Source organism: Stenotrophomonas sp. YJH_SMC_105-26 (assembly GCF_059368915.1).
Genome location: NZ_JCAFSD010000005.1, coordinates 271,503 through 289,609, shown reverse-complemented (window position 1 = coordinate 289,609; position 18,107 = coordinate 271,503). Strand labels below are relative to the sequence as shown.

17 protein-coding genes are annotated in these 18,107 nt (G+C 67.2%); 15 read left to right on the top strand and 2 right to left on the bottom strand.

Going from position 1 to position 18,107, the window contains the following annotated elements; genetic code table 11:
• Positions 1-16: 16 nt before the first annotated feature.
• Together AC5P7F_RS14285 and AC5P7F_RS14280 are read left to right on the top strand one after the other, a co-directional pair.
• Positions 17-889: an EcsC family protein gene (locus tag AC5P7F_RS14285; RefSeq protein WP_049441668.1), complete on the top strand. Its 873-nt coding sequence runs from the start codon at positions 17-19 to the stop codon at positions 887-889.
• Positions 890-1,098: 209 nt separating this feature from the next.
• A complete protein-coding gene (locus AC5P7F_RS14280; protein ID WP_142234919.1) occupies positions 1,099-2,214 on the top strand; it encodes an alkene reductase in 1,116 nt (371 codons plus the stop codon).
• A gap of 72 nt (positions 2,215-2,286) precedes the next feature.
• Here the strand turns inward: AC5P7F_RS14280 and AC5P7F_RS14275 are convergent, their stop codons facing one another.
• Positions 2,287-3,180: a mechanosensitive ion channel family protein gene (locus tag AC5P7F_RS14275; protein ID WP_136191781.1), complete on the bottom strand. Its 894-nt coding sequence runs from the start codon at positions 3,178-3,180 to the stop codon at positions 2,287-2,289.
• 148 nt (positions 3,181-3,328) lie between these two features.
• Complete coding sequence (gene ppsA, locus AC5P7F_RS14270; RefSeq protein ID WP_014647553.1) at positions 3,329-5,707, bottom strand: phosphoenolpyruvate synthase; 2,379 nt, start codon at positions 5,705-5,707, stop codon at positions 3,329-3,331.
• Positions 5,708-5,851: 144 nt separating this feature from the next.
• On the opposite strand from ppsA, the gene ppsR reads away from it, so the two are divergent.
• From ppsR to AC5P7F_RS14205, 13 genes are all read left to right on the top strand, one after another.
• Positions 5,852-6,673 (top strand): posphoenolpyruvate synthetase regulatory kinase/phosphorylase PpsR, encoded by an 822-nt coding sequence (gene ppsR, locus AC5P7F_RS14265; protein WP_014647552.1) that lies wholly within the window; start codon positions 5,852-5,854, stop codon positions 6,671-6,673.
• A 178-nt stretch (positions 6,674-6,851) separates the two neighbouring features.
• Entirely contained in the window at positions 6,852-7,361 is a 510-nt protein-coding gene (locus tag AC5P7F_RS14260) for a DUF1249 domain-containing protein (RefSeq protein ID WP_032956108.1), read from the top strand.
• A 41-nt stretch (positions 7,362-7,402) separates the two neighbouring features.
• The gene (locus tag AC5P7F_RS14255; protein ID WP_014647550.1) at positions 7,403-7,891 is read left to right on the top strand and encodes an NUDIX hydrolase; all 489 of its coding nucleotides are present in this window, start codon (positions 7,403-7,405) and stop codon (positions 7,889-7,891) included.
• A gap of 124 nt (positions 7,892-8,015) precedes the next feature.
• Positions 8,016-8,633 carry a DUF2239 family protein gene (locus AC5P7F_RS14250; RefSeq protein WP_032956104.1) on the top strand — a complete coding sequence of 206 codons (618 nt, stop codon included), beginning with the start codon at positions 8,016-8,018 and terminating at the stop codon, positions 8,631-8,633.
• Between the two features lie 118 nt (positions 8,634-8,751).
• On the top strand, positions 8,752-10,113 hold the full coding sequence (locus AC5P7F_RS14245) for an MATE family efflux transporter (protein ID WP_032956100.1): 1,362 nt from the start codon (positions 8,752-8,754) through the stop codon (positions 10,111-10,113).
• Between the two features lie 455 nt (positions 10,114-10,568).
• Complete coding sequence (locus AC5P7F_RS14240) at positions 10,569-11,183, top strand: CDP-alcohol phosphatidyltransferase family protein (RefSeq protein WP_014647547.1); 615 nt, start codon at positions 10,569-10,571, stop codon at positions 11,181-11,183.
• Positions 11,184-11,205: 22 nt separating this feature from the next.
• The gene (gene phaE / locus AC5P7F_RS14235; protein ID WP_111206947.1) at positions 11,206-12,279 is read left to right on the top strand and encodes a class III poly(R)-hydroxyalkanoic acid synthase subunit PhaE; all 1,074 of its coding nucleotides are present in this window, start codon (positions 11,206-11,208) and stop codon (positions 12,277-12,279) included.
• A complete protein-coding gene (gene phaC / locus AC5P7F_RS14230) occupies positions 12,276-13,343 on the top strand; it encodes a class III poly(R)-hydroxyalkanoic acid synthase subunit PhaC (RefSeq protein WP_046431281.1) in 1,068 nt (355 codons plus the stop codon). Before phaE ends, phaC begins: the two co-directional genes overlap by 4 nt.
• Before the next feature lie 33 nt (positions 13,344-13,376).
• Entirely contained in the window at positions 13,377-13,745 is a 369-nt protein-coding gene (locus tag AC5P7F_RS14225) for a YfeK family protein (protein ID WP_014647544.1), read from the top strand.
• Between the two features lie 64 nt (positions 13,746-13,809).
• Positions 13,810-14,013: a PspC domain-containing protein gene (locus AC5P7F_RS14220; protein WP_014647543.1), complete on the top strand. Its 204-nt coding sequence runs from the start codon at positions 13,810-13,812 to the stop codon at positions 14,011-14,013.
• Positions 14,010-14,462, top strand: coding sequence for a hypothetical protein (locus AC5P7F_RS14215; protein ID WP_049408098.1), 453 nt, complete (start codon positions 14,010-14,012; stop codon positions 14,460-14,462). The genes AC5P7F_RS14220 and AC5P7F_RS14215 overlap by 4 nt, the downstream gene beginning before the upstream one ends.
• Positions 14,463-15,291: 829 nt before the next feature.
• Positions 15,292-15,507: a hypothetical protein gene (locus tag AC5P7F_RS14210; protein WP_005410085.1), complete on the top strand. Its 216-nt coding sequence runs from the start codon at positions 15,292-15,294 to the stop codon at positions 15,505-15,507.
• A gap of 207 nt (positions 15,508-15,714) precedes the next feature.
• Positions 15,715-18,102 (top strand): Tex-like N-terminal domain-containing protein, encoded by a 2,388-nt coding sequence (locus AC5P7F_RS14205; protein ID WP_164077343.1) that lies wholly within the window; start codon positions 15,715-15,717, stop codon positions 18,100-18,102.
• Positions 18,103-18,107 lie beyond the last annotated feature (5 nt).

Here is an 18,107-nt window from a genome sequence, read left to right as displayed (position 1 = left end):
CGCTAAGATCGGCGCCATGAACGAGCCGATCCTGCTCCCCCGCGACATCGCCCATGACGCCCGCGACTGGTCCGACCTGCAGCGCGCGGTGGCCCTGCTGGAAGCGCCGACCCTGACCGCGCGCATGGCCAACCTGGTCGGCACGCCGCTGGAGTTCGCGGTGAAGGCGCTGCCCAGCTCGGTCTCCAACCGCATCCACGGTGCTGTGCAGGCGGCGCTGAGCAAATCGGCGCAGGCCGCGCTGTGGAGCATGGACAATACCCCCGGCAAGGGGGCGTCCACCCGCTGGCACAAACTGGCGGCGGCCACCTCGGGCGCGGTCGGTGGGGCCTTCGGCTTCGCGGCCTTGTTCATCGAGCTGCCGGTGTCGACCACCATCATGATGCGTGCGGTGGCCGACGTGGCCCGCAGCGAGGGCTTCGACCTGTCCGAGTTCAGCACCCGCCAGGCGTGCCTGGAGGTGTTCGCGTTGGGCGGCAACTCGCCGCGCGATGATGCCAGCGAGACCGGCTACTACCTGGCCCGCGGCTTCACCACGGATGTGATGCGCCACCTGTCGGCCGAGCTGGCCGGGCGCGTGGTGACCGGCCGCGACCTGACCCTGGGCGTGGCGCCAAAGGAAGCTGGCAAGCTGCTGGCGAAGATGGTGGAAAAGGTGGCGGCGCGCTTCGGCGTGGTGGTTACCGAGAAATTCGCTGCGCAGGCGGTGCCGATCGTCGGTGCCGCCGCCGGTGCAACACTGAATACCATGTTCACCGACTACTACCAGGACATGGCGCGCGGCCACTTCATCGTGCGCCGTCTCGAGCTGAAGTACGGGGAAGACGTGGTGCGCGCCTGCTATGACCGCGTGGCGCATGGCGGCGTGCTGATCGAGCCCACGCTGTAACCGGCTTCGGGGTCGGAGCCCTTTGCGTTGCAAAGGGATCCGACCCCGGTTGCGCGCGGGGTCGGATCCCGTTCCGCAGGGAGGGGCTCTGCCCCCCGGCCGGTCATCCTTGCCTTGGGGGAACAATTGTTTTGCCAGTACATGCCTGTTGCCTGGCAGCTGGCATCCCCATCCTTTGCGGCAGTCCCCCCCCGCAAGAGATCGCCGCCATGTTGTTCACTCCCCACCGCCTGGGCGCCTTGACCCTGCCCAACCGCATCGTGATGCCGCCGATGACCCGCTCGCGTGCCGCCGACGGCAACGTCGCCACCGCGGACATGGCCGCCTACTACGCCCAACGCGCCAGTGCTGGCCTGATCGTCAGCGAAGGCACCCAGATCAGCCCGCAGGGCCAGGGCTATGCCTGGACCCCGGGCATCCACAGCCCGGAACAGGTGCAGGGCTGGCGCCGGGTGACCGATGCCGTGCATGCCGCTGGCGGCCGCATCTACGCCCAGTTGTGGCATGTGGGCCGGGTCTCGCACGTGGCCCTGCAGCCGGGTGGTGCCGCGCCGGTGTCGTCGTCGGCGCTGCTGGCCGAAGGCGTGAAGGTGTTTGTCGACCCTGCCGGCGCTGGCCCGGAAGCGGGCGTGGGCGAGATGATCCAGCACTCGATGCCGCGCGCGCTGGCCGAGGACGAGATTCCGGGCATCATCGCCGACTATGCACAGGCCACCCGCAATGCACTGGCCGCCGGCTTCGATGGCGTCGAGCTGCACGGTGCCAATGGCTACCTGATCAACCAGTTCATCGACTCGCAGGCCAACCGGCGCACCGACGGCTATGGCGGCGCGTTGCAGAACCGGCTGCGGTTCCTGCGCGAGGTCGTGCAGGCGGTGACGGCCGTAGCCGGTGGTGACCGCGTCGGTGTCCGTCTGGCGCCGCTGACGACATTGCAGGGCGCGGTGGACGATACGCCACAGGCGACCTATCTGGCCGCGGCGCACCTGCTGGGTGAGCTGGGCGTGGGCTACCTGCACATCGCCGAAGCCGACTGGGACGATGCACCGTTGATGCCGGTGGCGTTCAAGCAGGCGCTGCGCATGGTCTATCCGGGCACGCTGATCTACGCCGGCAAGTACACCGCCGAACGCGGCGAGCAGGCACTGGCTGAAGGCTGGGCTGACCTGATCGGCTTCGGTCGCCCGTTCATCGCCAACCCGGACCTGCCGGAGCGACTGCGTACCGGTGCGGCGCTGAATCCGCCGGATCGTGCGACATTCTTTGGCGGTGGCGCGGCGGGCTTCACCGATTATCCGACGCTGGAAGAGAGCGTCGCGGCCTGATCCTGGCCGGCATTCCAATGTCGTATCGCCGATGGGTGGGTGCCGACCGTTGGTCGGCACTACCGGCATGGATCAGGGCTTGTCGCGCACCAGCGCGTCAGCCTCTATCACCCCGCCATCCTTTCCATGCAGGTACAGGTGCATGTCCTGCTGCGGGTACGGGATGTTGATGCCGGCCTTGTCATAGCCCAGCTTCAGCTGCTCCAGCAGCGTGACCTTGGTACCGAACCAGTCGGCCGACTTCACGTAGCAGCGGATGCCCAGGTTGATGGCGTGCGCGCCCAGCTCATACACCACCACGTCCGGTGCCGGTGTCTGCAGCACGCGTGGGTCGGCCTTCATCAACGCCAGCGCGGTATCGCGCGCCAGCTGGATGTTGTCTTCATAGCCGATGCCGATCACCAGTTCGACGCGGCGCGTCGGTTCGGCGGTGAGGTTGATGATCGGTGCGGCAGTGATCAGCGTGTTCGGAATGGTGGTGTGCTGGTTGTCGGCACCGGTGATGACGGTCTGGAAGATGCGCACTTCGCGCACCGTGCCGGTCTGTCCGGCCACGGTGACCACATCGCCCACACGGAACGGTCGCAGCGTCACCAGCATCACGCCCGAGGCGATGTTGGACAGCGAATCCTTCAATGCCAGGCCGACGGCCAGGCCAGCGGTACCGAGCACGGCCAGCAACGGGGTGATCTGCACGCCCAGCGTGCCGATCGCCAGCACCACCACGATCACAAGCGATGCGGCATACACCACGTTGCGCAGGAAGCTGCCCAGCATCGGGTCCACACCCATGCGAGCCGTAGCGCGCGGCATCGCGTTGGACAGGCGTCGTGCCACCCACAGGCCCACCAGCAGCACCACGATCGCGGCCAGCAACGGTACGCCGTAGGTTTCCAGCAGGCGCTCCCAGTTGAGCGAGTGGAACCAGGGCGTTGCGGCGGGGGCGGGTCGGGCGGCGGCGATCATGCGGGAGTTCCTTTGCTGCTGAGGGACAGGCGCGAGGTGCGCGTGGCGTGCACGGACGCCAGAAACAGCAAGCCCCGCAGAGGCGGGGCTTGCGTGCGGCAGCAGTATGTGCGGACGTCGATGAAAGCGACGTCAGCCCATTACGGCATCAGCCGTTGGCCTTCAGCTTGGCCAGGCGCAGCCAGGTATCGACCACGGTGTCCGGGTTCAGCGACACCGACTCGATGCCTTCCTGCATCAGCCATTCGGCCAGATCCGGATGATCGGACGGGCCCTGGCCGCAGATGCCGACGTACTTGCCCTTGGCGCGTGCGGCCTTGATCGCCATCGATAGCAGCTTCTTCACTGCCGGGTTCCGTTCGTCGAACAGGTGCGCGACGATCGACGAGTCGCGGTCCAGGCCCAGGCTGAGCTGGGTCAGGTCGTTGGAGCCGATCGAGAAGCCGTCGAAGATCTCCAGGAACTCATCGGCGAGCAGTGCGTTGGACGGCACTTCGCACATCATGATGATCTTCAGGCCGTTCTCGCCCTGCTTCAGGCCGTTCTGTTCCAGCACCTCGACGACCTTGCGGCCTTCTTCCAGGGTGCGCACGAACGGAATCATGACCCACAGGTTGTCCAGGCCCATTTCGTTGCGCACGCGCAGCACGGCCTTGCACTCCAGCGCAAAGGCGGCCGAGAAGCTCGGGTCGACGTAACGGCTGGCGCCGCGGAAGCCGATCATCGGGTTTTCTTCGTGCGGCTCGTAGTTGCTGCCGCCGATCAGGTTGGCGTACTCGTTGGACTTGAAGTCCGACAGGCGCACGATCACCGGGTTCGGTGCAACCGAGGCGGTGAGCGTGGCGATGCCTTCGGCCAGGCGGTCCACGTAGAAGCTGACAGGATCACCGTAGCCGGCGATCTTCTCGTCGATCTTCTTCTTGGTCGCCGCATCCTGGCGGTCGTATTCCAGCAGCGCGTTCGGGTGGATGCCGATGTGGCTGGCGATGATCATTTCCAGGCGGGCCAGGCCGATGCCGGCGTTCGGCAGCTGGCCGAAGTCGAAGGCACGTTCCGGGTTGGCCACGTTCATCATGATCTTCAGCGGTGCCGGCGGCATGTTGCCCAGATCGGTGGTGGTGCGCTCGAAGCCGAGCTTTCCTTCGTAGATGAAGCCGGTATCACCTTCAGCGCAGCTGACGGTGACCAGCTGGCCATCTTCGATCACCTTGGTGGCGTTGCCCGAACCGACCACGGCCGGCACGCCCAGCTCGCGCGCGATGATCGCGGCGTGGCAGGTACGGCCGCCACGGTTGGTGACGATGGCCGAAGCGCGCTTCATCACCGGTTCCCAATCGGGATCGGTCATGTCGGCGATCAGTACGTCGCCCGGCTGCACGCGGTTCATGTCGTCCAGCGTCTTCACCACGCGGGCCACGCCCGAGCCGATCTTGGCGCCGACGGCGCGGCCTTCGGCCAGCACGTTGCCGCCCTTCTCGGTCAGCGCGAAGCGCTCGATCTGGGTGGCGTGGCTGCGCGACTTCACCGTTTCCGGGCGCGCCTGCACGATGAACAGCTTGCCGCTGACACCGTCCTTGGCCCACTCGATGTCCATCGGGCGGCCGTAGTGCTTTTCGATGACCAGCGCCTGCTTGGACAGTTCCTGCACGTCCTCGTCGCTGATCGAGAAGGTGTTGCGCAGCTCGGCCGGGGTGTCCTCGATCCTGACGCGCTCACCCGGAACATCGGAATACACCATGCGGATCGCCTTGCTGCCGAGCGAGCGGCGCAGGATCGCCGGCTTGCCGGCCTGCAGGGTGGGCTTGTAGACGTAGTACTCGTCGGGATTGACCGCGCCCTGCACGACCATTTCGCCCAGGCCGAACGAAGAGGTGACGAACACCACGTCGCGGAAGCCGGACTCGGTGTCCAGGGTGAACAGCACGCCGGACGAACCGACGCCCGAACGCACCATCAGCTGCACGCCGGCGGACAGGAACACATCCTCATGCTTGAAGCCGTGGTGCACGCGGTAGGCGATGGCGCGGTCGTTGTACAGCGAGGCGAACACTTCCTTGACCTTGTGCACGACGTCGTCGGCACCGGTGACGTTGAGGAAGGTTTCCTGCTGGCCGGCGAAGGAGGCATCCGGCAGATCCTCGGCGGTGGCCGAGGAACGCACGGCCACGGCCACATCGCCGCCGCCGTTGTCGGCGCTCAGCTTGGCGTAAGCGGTGCGGATGTCCTGGTCCAGCTGCGGCTGCAGCGGCGCATCGATCACCCAGCTGCGGATTTCCTTGCCGGCGGCGGTCAGCGCGTTGACGTCCTCGACGTCCAGCGTGGCCAGCCTGTCGAAGATGCGCTTGGACAGATCGTTGTGCGCAATGAAGTCCTTGAAGGCTTCAGCGGTGGTGGCATAACCGCCCGGCACCGAAACGCCCAGACCGGCCAGGTTGCCGATCATCTCGCCCAGCGACGAATTCTTGCCGCCTACGCGGGCCAGATCGGCCAGACGCAGTTCGTGCAACCACAGGATGTTCTCGTTCAAGCGCGATGCTCCGTTTGGCCATCGCCCGAGGCGGGCTGAGTGGCCGCGTCCGTAGGAAGAAGCCGATATGATGCCGGGCAGAGCACCGTCGGCACAAGCTTGTGCTGGCGGCCTTTTTAAGCTTCGTAGGGGGTAAAAGCGCGCATGTCGACCATCCGTCCGGTGTTCTACGTTTCCGATGGAACCGGTATCACCGCTGAAACCATTGGGCATAGCCTGCTGACCCAGTTCTCCGGGTTCAGCTTCATTACCGACCGCATGTCGTTTGTCGACGACCCCGAAAAAGCGCGTGAAGCCTGTGCCCGGATCCAGGCGGCAGGGGAGCGCTACCAGGTCCGGCCGATCGTGGTGAACTCCTGCGTGGACCAGAGCCTGAGCCTGATCCTGGCCGACAGCGGGGCGCTGATGCTGGATGTGTTCGCGCCGTTCATCGAGCCGCTGGAGCGTGAACTGGCCAGCCCGCGCCTGGCCCGGGTCGGCCAGGCCCACGGCATGGTCGATTTCGATACCTACCACCGTCGCATCAACGCGATGAACTTCGCCCTGACGCATGACGACGGCATCGCGGTGAACTACGACGATGCCGACGTGATCCTGGTGGCGGTGTCGCGCGCGGGCAAGACGCCGACCTGCATCTACCTGGCCCTGCATTACGGGGTACGCGCGGCCAACTACCCGCTGACCGACGAAGACCTGGAAAGCGATCGCCTGCCGCCGCGACTGCGCAATTACCGGCGCAAGCTGTTCGGCCTGACCATCGATCCGGACCGGCTGCAGCAGATCCGCCAGGAGCGCCGTCCGAACTCGCGCTACGCCAACCTGGAGACCTGCAAGCGCGAGGTGGCTGCGGCCGAGACCATGTTCCGCATGGAGCGGATCCCGACCCTGAGCACCACGCATACCTCGATCGAGGAGATTTCCAGCAAGGTGCTGGCCACGCTGGGGCTGCAGCGCGAGCTGTATTGAGCCTTTCCGGCGCGCCGCACTTCGCCCTGTAGAGCCGAGCCCACGCTCGGCTGGGCCGCCGGGTTCTTCCCGAACAGCAGCCGAGCATGGGCTCGGCTCTACACGGGGATCGTCGTTGTCGGGTTGGCTGTGGCTTGAGGCGCCCCCACGTTGAAGCACCAACGTGTAGGATCGACCCATGGCCCAAGCCTCGCCCCGCACCGAACGTATTCCCCGCCTGAGCCGGTTGAGCTGGCTCATGGGCCTGTACGCGGAGAACTACCGCCATCTGGTGCGCCTGTTCGAACCGGCCGGATTGGTGGCGGGCAGCTACATTTCCTCGATCGGCGACGGCCTGGACGTACGCCTGGACGTGATCGAGTGCCACCGCTACACGGTGGAACTGCGCCTGACCTACGACCTGGCCGACCCGGTCACCGGTGAGCCGGATCCCTCGGCGTATGTGCGCCTTTACCGTGACGCACGCCAGGCCGAGACCACCCATTGCTACGTCGGCCGCCGCTGGCAGGACACGATGGGCCTGTACCCGCCGCCGGCCGAGCTGATCAGCCACCGCATGCGGATGAACACCTTCCTCGGCAAGTGGCTGGAATACCTGGCTGAGCGCGGTCACGGCGTGGCCACCCTGCGCCGCGATCCCGATGGCGCAGGCACACCCGCCGAGCGCCGCCTGTCGCTGGTGCGCTGATCGGCCATAATCCACGGCTGACCTGCCGCTGGATGCCGCCCATGCCGTACACCCCGATCGTCGCCACCCTGGGCTACGTGCTGTCGCCTGATCGTCGCCAGGTGCTGATGATCCATCGCAACACCCGTCCGGGTGACCACCACCTGGGCAAGTACAACGGGCTGGGCGGCAAGATCGAAGCGGACGAGGACGTGGCAGCCAGCATGCGTCGCGAGATCGCCGAGGAAGCCGGCATCGACTGCACCGGCATGCGCCTGCGCGGCACCCTCAGCTGGCCGGGCTTCGGCAAGCACGGTGAAGACTGGCTGGGCTTCGTGTTCGTCATCGACACTTTCGAAGGCACCCCGCACGGCGGCAACCATGAAGGCACGCTGGAGTGGGTGGACCTGGACAAGCTGGACACGCTGCCGATGTGGGAGGGCGACCGCAACTTCCTGCCGCTGGTGTTCGACGCCGACCCGCGCCCGTTCCACGGCGTGATGCCGTACAAGGACGGCCGCATGGTCAGTTGGTCCTACAGCCGGCTGTGAGGTGACGAATCGGGTGGGTGCCAACCTTGGTTGGCACGCTCTTCTGGCAAATTAATACCCGGACAATATTGACTCGGTAAAATTACCCGGGCAATATTCACGCATCGCCTCTGATGCCATTGCCATGCCTGTGTCCCGACTTCCTCCCTTCAGCTGTTTCGACGGCCATCGCCTGGTCGCTTCCGGTACCCCGGAAGTGGCAGCGCTGGCGTTGAAACAGCTGCGTGCCGACAACGCAGCCGGTCCGCTGCTGGTGTTCGACAACGCCAGCGGGCGAACCCGCGATTTCGACACGCGCGGCAGCGACACAGAGCTGCTGGCGCGGGTGACCGAAGCGTTTCCCTCCGCCGTGGAGGCGGATGCCGACGTCACTACCGGAGAGGCACCCGCAACCCCGCGTGGCCGTGGCCGCCCCAGACTGGGCGTGGTCGCCCGCGAAGTGACGCTGCTGCCGCGGCATTGGGCGTGGTTGGCCGAACAGCCGGGTGGGGCCTCGGTGGTGCTGCGCAGGCTGGTGGAAGCGGCCAGCCGTGCCGGTGCCGACGAGGATCGGCAGCGCCGCCACAGCGAGCGTACCTATCACTTCCTGCAGGCCATCGCCGGTGACCTGCCGGGCTTCGAGGAGGCCATTCGGGTGCTGTTCGCGCATGACCGCGCGGGCCTGGAAGCAGCGCTGCATTCCTGGCCCAGGGATGTGCGCGACCACGCCCTGCGCCTGGCGTTCGAAGACGCTGACGGCTGAGCCATCGCGCCGTTGCTGAGCGACGGCGTCATCTGATCGCGGGCCGCGGCCCGCTTCCCCTGTGCTTGCTTTGCTGGCGGAAACGCCGGGCAGGGCGGCGCCTTGCCCAGAGAATCCCATGAGCCCCCCTGTACATCCGACACCTCCGGCAGCACCCCCGCTGTGGCGCACCTACCTGACGCTGCTGCTGCCGATGCTGCTGACCAATGCGTTGCAGCTGGCCGCAGGCACGCTGGACAACATCTATCTCGGCCACCTGCTTGGCACACAGGCGGTGGCTGCGGCCGCGGCGTTCTTCCCGGTCTTTTTCCTGCTGCTGGCCCTGGTGATGGGCCTGGCCACGGGCGCGATGGTGCTGATCGGCCAGGCCTGGGGCGCGGGCCGCCCGCAACAGGCGCGCGCGGTGGCCGGCAGCGCGGTGGCGCTGATCCTGCTGTTGTCGGTGCTGGTGATGGCCCTGGGCGGCGGTTTCGCGCCACAGCTGCTGGCGGCACTGGGCACGCCGGCAGCGATCCTCGGCGAGTCCATCGTGTACGCGCGCGTGCTGTTGCTGGCGGCTCCGGTGTTCTTCCTGCTGTGGCTGGCCACTGCCGTGAGCCGCGCAGTGGGCGATGCAAAGACGCCGCTGCAGGCGCTGCTGCTGGCCACGGTGGTCGGCCTGCTGTGCACGCCGCTGCTGATCCTGGGCTGGACCGGCCTGCCGCGGCTGGGGTCGGCCAGTGCGGCTGTATCGGCGGCGTTTGCCTCATTGTTGGCCCTGGGCTGGTTGCTGTGGCGCTGGCATCGGGTAGGACATCCCCTGGCGCCACGGCGCGAGCAGTTGCGTGCCATCCGTTTCGATGGCGCGCTCATCCGCGCGATGCTGCGCATCGGCGTACCGTCTTCGCTGCAGATGCTCAGCCTGGCCATTGCCGAGATCGTATTGCTGGGCTGGATCAACCGCTACGGCTACACGGCCACGGCCGCCTACGGTGCGGTCAACCAGTTGATGAGCTGGGTGCAGCTGCCGGCGATGTCGCTGGGCATTACCGCCACCATCCTCGCGGCGCATGCGATGGGCGCGGGGCGTACGGCACGGCTGCCGGCCATCGCCCGCACCGGCGTGCTGCTTGGACTGGCGATGCTGAGTGCAGTGGTGCTGCTGGTGATGGCGCTTGCGCCCTGGCTGACCGGCCTGATCCTGGTGGCTGCCGAAGCGCGTGAACTGGCGACGCTGCAGTTGCGCACGGTGGCATGGGGCGTGCTGGCGATGGGCGGCAGCACCGTGCTGGTAGGAGTGATGCGCGGCAGTGGCACGGTATGGCGGCCAGCGCTGCTGGGCATGGCGGCGGTATTGCTGCTGGAGCTGCCGCTGGCGATGTGGATGCAGGCGCAGCACGGGCTGGCCGGCGTGTGGTGGGCGTGGCCGCTGGGGTTGCTGGCGATGCTGGTGATGCAGGTGTTCTGTTTCGAGCGCTGGCGGCGGGTGCAGGCTGGGTAGTGCCGGCCGCTGGCCGGCAACGCGGAACGGTCGGGGCAGCCGGCCAGCGGCCGGCTCTACCACTTCAGGGCCGCTGCGCCAGCGGCAGGTGGAAGCATCCGGCATCATCGCCGCCCGTCACCAGGAATCGGACGCGGCGGCGGCGGGCCCGCCGGTGACCATAGCGCCGACTCTGCGGCTTGGGAAGTAGGGAAACCCCGCGGAAGAGTGATGAGGAAATGTCCACCGTCGCAGTCGGTGAGATCTGGTTGTCCACAGGGGGTGTGGATTACGCGTGGGCAACTTTGTGGATAAGCCCCGACAGGCGCCACCCCCCTAGGCTGTCAAGATGGGTGGCGAAAAATTCACCGCCGGTGACGACGGGTGAGGGGGCGGTGAAGGATCGGCTGAGCCAGCGCTGTCGCCAGCGGCGGCGCTCGCGGTAACCTGTGGGCCTTGATGCTCCGTGAGACCCCATGAAACGTCACTTCTCGATGCTGCGCGAATTCCAGCTGGCCGACTGGTTCACCCTGGCCAATGCTTTCTGCGGCACCGGTGCGGTCTTTGCCGCGATGCGCTTCCTGCAGGACGGCGAGCGCGGCTATCTGCTGTTCGGCATGGCGCTGATCCCGCTGGCCTTCATCTTCGACGCCCTCGACGGGCGCATCGCGCGCTGGCGCAAGTCCAGCTCCACCCTGGGCCGCGAGCTGGACTCGCTGTCCGACGTGATCTCCTTCGGCGTGGCGCCGGCGGCGCTGGCCTATGCCTGCGGCATGCAGGGCGGATGGGACTGGCTGGTGCTGAGCTACTTCGTCTGCTGCGGCGTCAGCCGCCTGGCACGCTACAACGTCACTGCCGAGGCGCTCGCCGGCGACGAGGGCAAGGTCACGTATTTCGAGGGCACCCCGATCCCGACCAGCCTGGTGCTGGTGATCGTACTGGCGATTGCCGCCGGCACCGATGCCATCGGCCAGAACATCTGGTTCGGCCAGTGGCAGATCGGCCCGTGGCAGCTGCACCCGATGGTGCTGTTGTTCGCCCTGTCCGGGTCGCTGATGATCAGCAAGACCTTGCGTATTCCCAAGCCATGAGCCAGCCCTGCGGAGGCCTGCGATGACCAGCTCGGCCCACGACACCGGCAGCAGCGATTTCGAAACCCTGGCCCGGCAGTATTTCGGCGCCTGGGGCGATGCCCTGCGCCATGCGAGCACGCCCGGCGCACCCGCCGGTGACGATCCCGGCAGTTGGCAGCGGTTGTTCGACTGGTGGGGCCAGCTGTTGCCCGAGCAGGCGCAGGGCGCGCCGGAAGATGCCGTGCGCCGGTTCCGCGAACAGGCGGGCAGCTGGTACGGCACCATGCAGGAGGTCGCCGCACGGTTTGCGGGCCGCGACGCCAGCAGTGCCGATGTGGCCCAGGCCTGGCGCGAGGCGGTGCAGGGGCAGGGCGACGGCATGCTCCAGTGGATGCTGCAGGGCGCCCGTGGCAGCACGCACGCCGGCGCCGCGATACCCGAATTCGCCGCCTGGCTGCAGCAGTTCCAGCTGCAGGCGGGCCCGTGGCTGCAGAGCCCGGCATTCGGCCCCGGCCGCGAGCACCAGGCGCGCTGGCAGGCCCTGCTGCGTGCGCAGGAGGAATACCAGCAGCATTCGCGCGCCTATGTCGATCAGATCAAGCAGGCACTGGACGAAGCCTTTGCGCTGTTCGAGCAGCGCCTGGCCGAGCACGAACAGCCCGGCAGCCAGCTGACCAGCGCCCGCGCGATGTTCGACCTGTGGATCGAAGTTGCCGAGGAGGCCTACGCCAAGGTCGCCATGTCCGAACCGTTCCAGCAGGTGTACGCCTCGCTGGGCAACGCGCAGATGCGCCTGCGCGCCGGCCTGCAGCGGGAGGTGGAACAGATGAGTGAACGGATCGGCCTGCCGACCCGGAGCGAGATGGATGCCGCACACCGCCGCATCGCCGAGCTGGAGCGCAGCCTGCGCCGCCTGCAGGCGCAGGTGGCTGTGCTGGCTGGAACCGCTGAGGTCGATCCGGTGGCGCAGCCGGCGCCGGCGAAGGTGAAGCCAACTGCGCGCAAGGCCGCGAAGAAGGCCGCGCCGGCAAAGAAGGCGCCTGCGAAGAGGACATCTGCAAAGAAGACATCTGCGAAGAAGGCCGCACCTCGCGCTGGGGCGCGTGACCGATGAAGGGACCATTGGGCTTCAACGCCGATGACCTGATGCAGGAGAGCCTGGCCATGCAGCGCAAGCTGATGGAAGGGCTGAAGCTGCTGCCGCAGGTGGAAGACGTGGACTATGGCGTGACCGCGCGCGAGGAAGTCTGGCGCGACGGCAAGGTGGTGCTGTATCGCTTCGTCGGTGAGCAGGCGCCGACCCGGCGCACGCCGCTGCTGATCGTCTACGCGCTGGTCAACCGGCCGTACATGGTCGACCTGCAGGCCGACCGTTCGCTGGTGCAGAAGCTGCTGGCGCTGGGCCAGGACGTGTACGTGCTGGACTGGGGCTACCCGGACCGGTCCGAACGCTTCCAGACCCTGGAGGACTACCTGCTGCGCTACATCGACGGAGCGGTCGATGCGCTGCGCGTGCGCAGTGGTGGCCCGGTCGACCTGCTCGGCATCTGCCAAGGCGGCGTGTTCGCACTCTGCTACGCAGCGTTGCGCCAACAGAAGCTGGGCAAGCTGATCACCATGGTCACCCCGGTCGATTTCCAGACCGCCGACAACATGCTCTCGCACTGGGCGCGGCAGGTGGACGTGGACCTGCTGGTCGATACGCTGGGCAACATCCCGGCCGACCTGATGAACGCCAGCTACCTGATGCTCAAGCCGTTCCGCCTGAACGTGCAGAAGTACGTCGGCCTGCTCGACATCCTCGATGACAAGGCGGCGCTGGAGGACTTCCTGCGCATGGAGAAGTGGATCTTCGATTCGCCGGACCTGGCGGGCGAGGCGTTCCGCGATTTCATCAAGCAGTTCTACCAGGCCAATGGCCTGATGAAGGGCACGGTAAGGATCGGCGAGGAAGCAGTGGACCTGTCGCAGGTGACGCTGCCGGTGCTGAACATCTACGCCGAGCAGGATCATCTGGTGCCGCCGGACGCCTCGCGCGCGATGCGCGGGCGCCTGGGCACGGACGACTACACCGAGTCCAGCTTCCGCGGTGGCCATATCGGCATCTACGTGTCCGGGCGCGCGCAGCGCGAAGTGCCGGCCACGATCGATGGTTGGCTGAAGGCGCGCGACCTGTAGAGTCGAGCCCTGCTCGACTGACTTGGAGGGATGATGACGTACCGGGTTTTGTTGATTCTTGCGGTACTGCTGGCAGCGCCCCTTGCCCAGGCCGCACCCAGTGCGGATGCACGGCGGGAGATCGCCCAGTTGATCGCCAGCCTGGACGGCTCCCAGTGCCGGTTCCAGCGCAATGGCAGCTGGTACGACGGCGGCGATGCGCGCGCGCATCTGCAGCGCAAGTACGACTATCTGCTGAAGAAGGACATGGTGGACAGCGCCGAGCAGTTCATCGAGCGCGCCGCCAGCCAGAGCAGCATGAGCGGCAAACCCTATCGCATCCAGTGCCCGGGGCAGCCTGAACAGACCGCAGCCACCTGGTTCGGTGCGCGCCTGCAGGCGCTGCGTCACCGCACGCCGTAGACATGGGCAGGGTGTAGAGTCGAGCCACGCTCGACTGCCCTGTCCGTTGCCCGGAGCCGCCGCCATGAACACCACGCCCAAGACACTGTCGCGTTCATTGAACGACCGCATGATCGCCGGCGTGATGGGTGGCATTGCCCATCGCTTCGGCTGGAATGCCACCCTCCTGCGGGTGGTCTACGTGCTGCTGTCGCTGGCCTCGGCGGCCTTCCCCGGCATCCTGGTCTACCTGATCCTGTGGCTGCTGATGCCGAACGAGGCCGATTGAACACCGCCTCCCGGCCTTGGCCGATCTGGCTGCGCGCGCTGCAGGTGCTGGGCGCGGTGTGGACCCTGCCCAACACCCTGATCGGCCTGATGGGTGGGCTGGCCGGCATGCTCGGCGGCGCGACATTGCGCTGGAGCCGGCGTGACTGCGCGCTGGTGTTCGACCGCTGGCCGTGGGGGCCGGGTGGGGCGATCACCTTGGGCAATGTGATCCTGCACACGGGCCACGATCTTGGCATTTCCTGCCGGACCTACGCGCATCAGGCGGGGTGGGGCGTGGAGCCGCTGATCCGGCTGGACGACCATGAGCGTGCGCATGTCTACCAGTACATGGTGCTGGGGCCGCTGTACCTGCCGGTGTACCTGCTGTGTGGCGGGGTGAGTGCGCGCAATCCGTTCGAGCGGGCGGCCGATCATTTCGCCCGGTTCGGGCACGGCTGGTGGCCGTAGTTTCCAGCCAACGACGCAGCCCCTCGTGGCTTGGTCGCGGAATGCCTGCTTCCTGGGGGCTGGCCGGGTGGGTGGGGCCAGCGGGGACGCCGTGAACCCATCCATGGGGGGCTTGGCCGCGGCTTGCACGTGTGCGCTGTCCTGCGCACACGGCAAGACCGGGGTTGGGCGTCCTGCCCAACTCGTCGGGCGCATGCGCCCGACCCATGCCGCGGATACCCCGCCACCCCCACCCACCCGGCCGCTGACAGATTCCGTGCGCGTCCAGCCACGGAAGAGATAAAGAACAGCAGAAGCGGGTCGCGCGCTGCGCTTGCTCGTGTAGAGCCGAGCCTGCGCTCGGCTTCGCGGACTGGCCGGAAAGCAGCCGAGCGTGGGCTCGGCTCTACAAAAAGCGGCCAGCCAAGCTGTTTTTGCTTTTGATCTTCATTTTTTCTCTTCCGTGGGTGAACGTGCCCGAAAAACTGTCAGGGGCCGGTCGGGGTGGGTTCGCGGGACCGTTGGCGCCATGGATGGCGCCATCGAGCCCCCATGGACGGGTTTACGGCGTGTCCCGCGAACCCACCCCGACCGACCTACTCACATGAAGCGCATTTCGCGACCACCCACGAGGGCTTCGCCGTCGGCGGGAACGGCCCTGGATTCGTTAGCCGGAAGTTAAAGATCCGTAAGCATTCTGCTGCGATCCCGCAGTCATCTGCATGCAACCGATCGTCATTAGCCTTCGTGACGTTCCAGTCAGGTTCGACGCGGTAAGCTCTCCCCCGATGAGCTCGCAGCATCGCTCATCGAGTGCAGTACGCAGTAGCAATTTGGAGGAATACATCACATGGCAATCGTTCTTTATGTCGGTGGTAGCAAGGATGGCGAGAAGGGCGTGGTGCCCTACGGCTTCAGCAAATCCCGCGCCGACACCGCGCTGGGGCCGGAGTTCTACACGGAGCGGTTCATGGAACTGCAGGGTGTCGGCAAGGTCCGCCTGATGGCCCTGGAAGGCATGCGTGACGAGATCGTCATGCAGCGCGCCGCCCGCCACTACCGCTGACCTACGCAACACGCGGCAGGGCGCGCCCACCATCGCGCGCCCGCGCCGGCATCCCAGCCCCGGGCCAGTCCGGGCCCGCTCTTTGCCAGGATGCCGGCGTCCACTCCGGCTACGCCGCTGTACCTCGTCCCCTGTCAATGCCTTGTCCGGCTCCGTCGTCGGTTGCCAGAATGGGGTCTTCCCGTAACGCGGCTCAGACCTGAAGCAATGCACGACGCCAAGAACGCCCAGAGCGCGCTCGCCCAGCAGATCGCCCAGACCATCGCCGACGAGATCGGTGCCCAGTCCGCCCAGGTACGCGCCGCCGTCGGCCTGCTCGACGAGGGCGCCAGCGTTCCGTTCATCGCGCGCTACCGCAAGGAAGTGACCGGTGGCCTGGACGACACCCAGCTGCGCAACCTGGAAACCCGGCTGACCTACCTGCGCGAGCTGGAGGACCGCCGTGCGGCGGTGCTGGCCAGCATCGGCGAGCAGGGCAAGCTCAGCGACGAGCTGCGCAATGACATCCTGGCCGCCGATACCAAGAGCCGGCTGGAAGACCTGTACCTGCCTTACAAGCCCAAGCGACGTACCCGCGCCCAGATCGCCCGCGAGGCCGGTCTGGAGCCGCTGGCCGATGGCCTGCTGGCCGATCCGACGCAGGACCCGCAGACGTTCGCGGCCACCTTCGTCGATACCGACAAGGGTGTGGCCGACACCAAGGCCGCGCTGGAAGGCGCCCGCGCGATCCTGATGGAGCGCTGGGGCGAAGATGCCGCGTTGGTTGGCGAGCTGCGCACCTGGCTGGGCGAGACCGGCGTGATCCGTGCCCGCGTGGCCGAGGGCAAGGAAACCGAAGGCGCCAAGTACCGCGACTATTTCGAACATGCCGAATCTCTGGCGAAGATTCCCTCGCACCGGTTGCTGGCGCTGTTCCGCGCGCGCCGCGAAGAGATCCTGTTCCTGGAACTGGACCCGGGCAGCGATGCCGAAGCGGGCCACCAGTACGCCGAGGGTCGGGTGGCACGCAAGGCCGGCATCGCCGACCGGGGGCGTGCCGCCGACCGCTGGCTGCTGGATGCCTGCCGCCTGACCTGGCGCGCCAAGCTGCACACCCATCTTCTGCTGGACCTGTTCAACCAGGCCCGCGAAAAGGCCGAAGCCGAAGCCATCGCGGTGTTCGGCGACAACCTGAAGGACCTGCTGCTGGCCGCACCGGCCGGCCCGAAGACTGTGCTGGGCCTGGACCCTGGCATCCGTACCGGCTGCAAGATCGCCGTGGTCGATGCCACAGGCAAGCTGGTCGCCACCGACACCATCTACCCGCATGAGCCACGTCGCCAGTGGGACCAGTCGGTGCAGACGATCAAGCAGCTGTGCGCCAAGCACAACGTGGAGCTGATCGCGATCGGCAATGGCACCGCCAGCCGCGAAACCGACAAGCTGGCCGGCGAAGCGATCAAGGCTGCCGCCAACCCGAAGCTGCAGAAGGTCGTGGTCAGCGAGGCGGGCGCCTCGGTGTACTCGGCCTCCGAGTTCGCGGCCAAGGAGTTCCCGGGGCTGGACGTGTCGCTGCGTGGCGCGGTATCGATCGCTCGTCGCCTGCAGGACCCGCTGGCCGAACTGGTCAAGATCGAACCCAAGGCGATCGGTGTCGGCCAGTACCAGCACGACGTGGACCAGTACCGCCTGGCGCGGGCGCTGGACGCGCGCGTGGAGGACTGCGTGAACGCCGTGGGCGTGTACGTGAACACCGCCTCGGCCGCGCTGCTGTCCCGGGTGTCCGGCCTGTCGGCCACGGTGGCCGAGAACATCGTGCGCCATCGCGACGACAACGGCCCGTTCAAGCGCCGCAAGGACCTGCTGAAGGTCGCGCGCCTGGGCGAGAAGACCTTCGAGCAGTGCGCCGGCTTCCTGCGCATCGCCGATGGCGACCAGCCGCTGGACGCCTCGGCGGTACACCCCGAAGCCTATCCGGTGGTTGAGCGCATCGTGGCCAGCACCGCGCGCCCGATCAAGGCGCTGATCGGTGACGGCAGCTTCCTGCGTGGCCTGAAGGCAGAACAGTTCACCGACGACACCTTTGGCGTCCCGACCGTGCGCGACATCCTGAAGGAACTGGAAAAGCCGGGCCGCGACCCGCGCCCGGAGTTCAAGGCGGCGCGCTTCGCCGAGGGCGTCGAGGACATCAAGGACCTGCGCGAGGGCATGGTGCTGGAGGGCGTGGTCAGCAACGTGGCCGCCTTCGGGGCCTTTGTCGATATCGGCGTGCACCAGGACGGCCTGATCCACATCTCGGCGCTCGCCGATACCTTCGTGAAGGACCCGCGCGACGTGGTCAAGGCCGGTGACATCGTCAAGGTGAAGGTGCTGGAGGTGGACGTGGCGCGCAAGCGCATCGCCCTGACCCGGCGCCTGGACGATACCCCGGGCCAGGCCACCAGCCGCCCGGGCCAGCGCGATGAGCGGGGCCAGGGCCAAGGGCCGCGCCGTGACGCTGGCGGCCAGAACCGTGGACCGAACCGCGGCCAGGGCGCTGGCGGCCGTCCGGCCCAGTCTGCGCCGCCGGCCAACAATGCCCTGGCCGAAGCCTTTGCCCGGGCCAAGCGCAGCTGAGGATC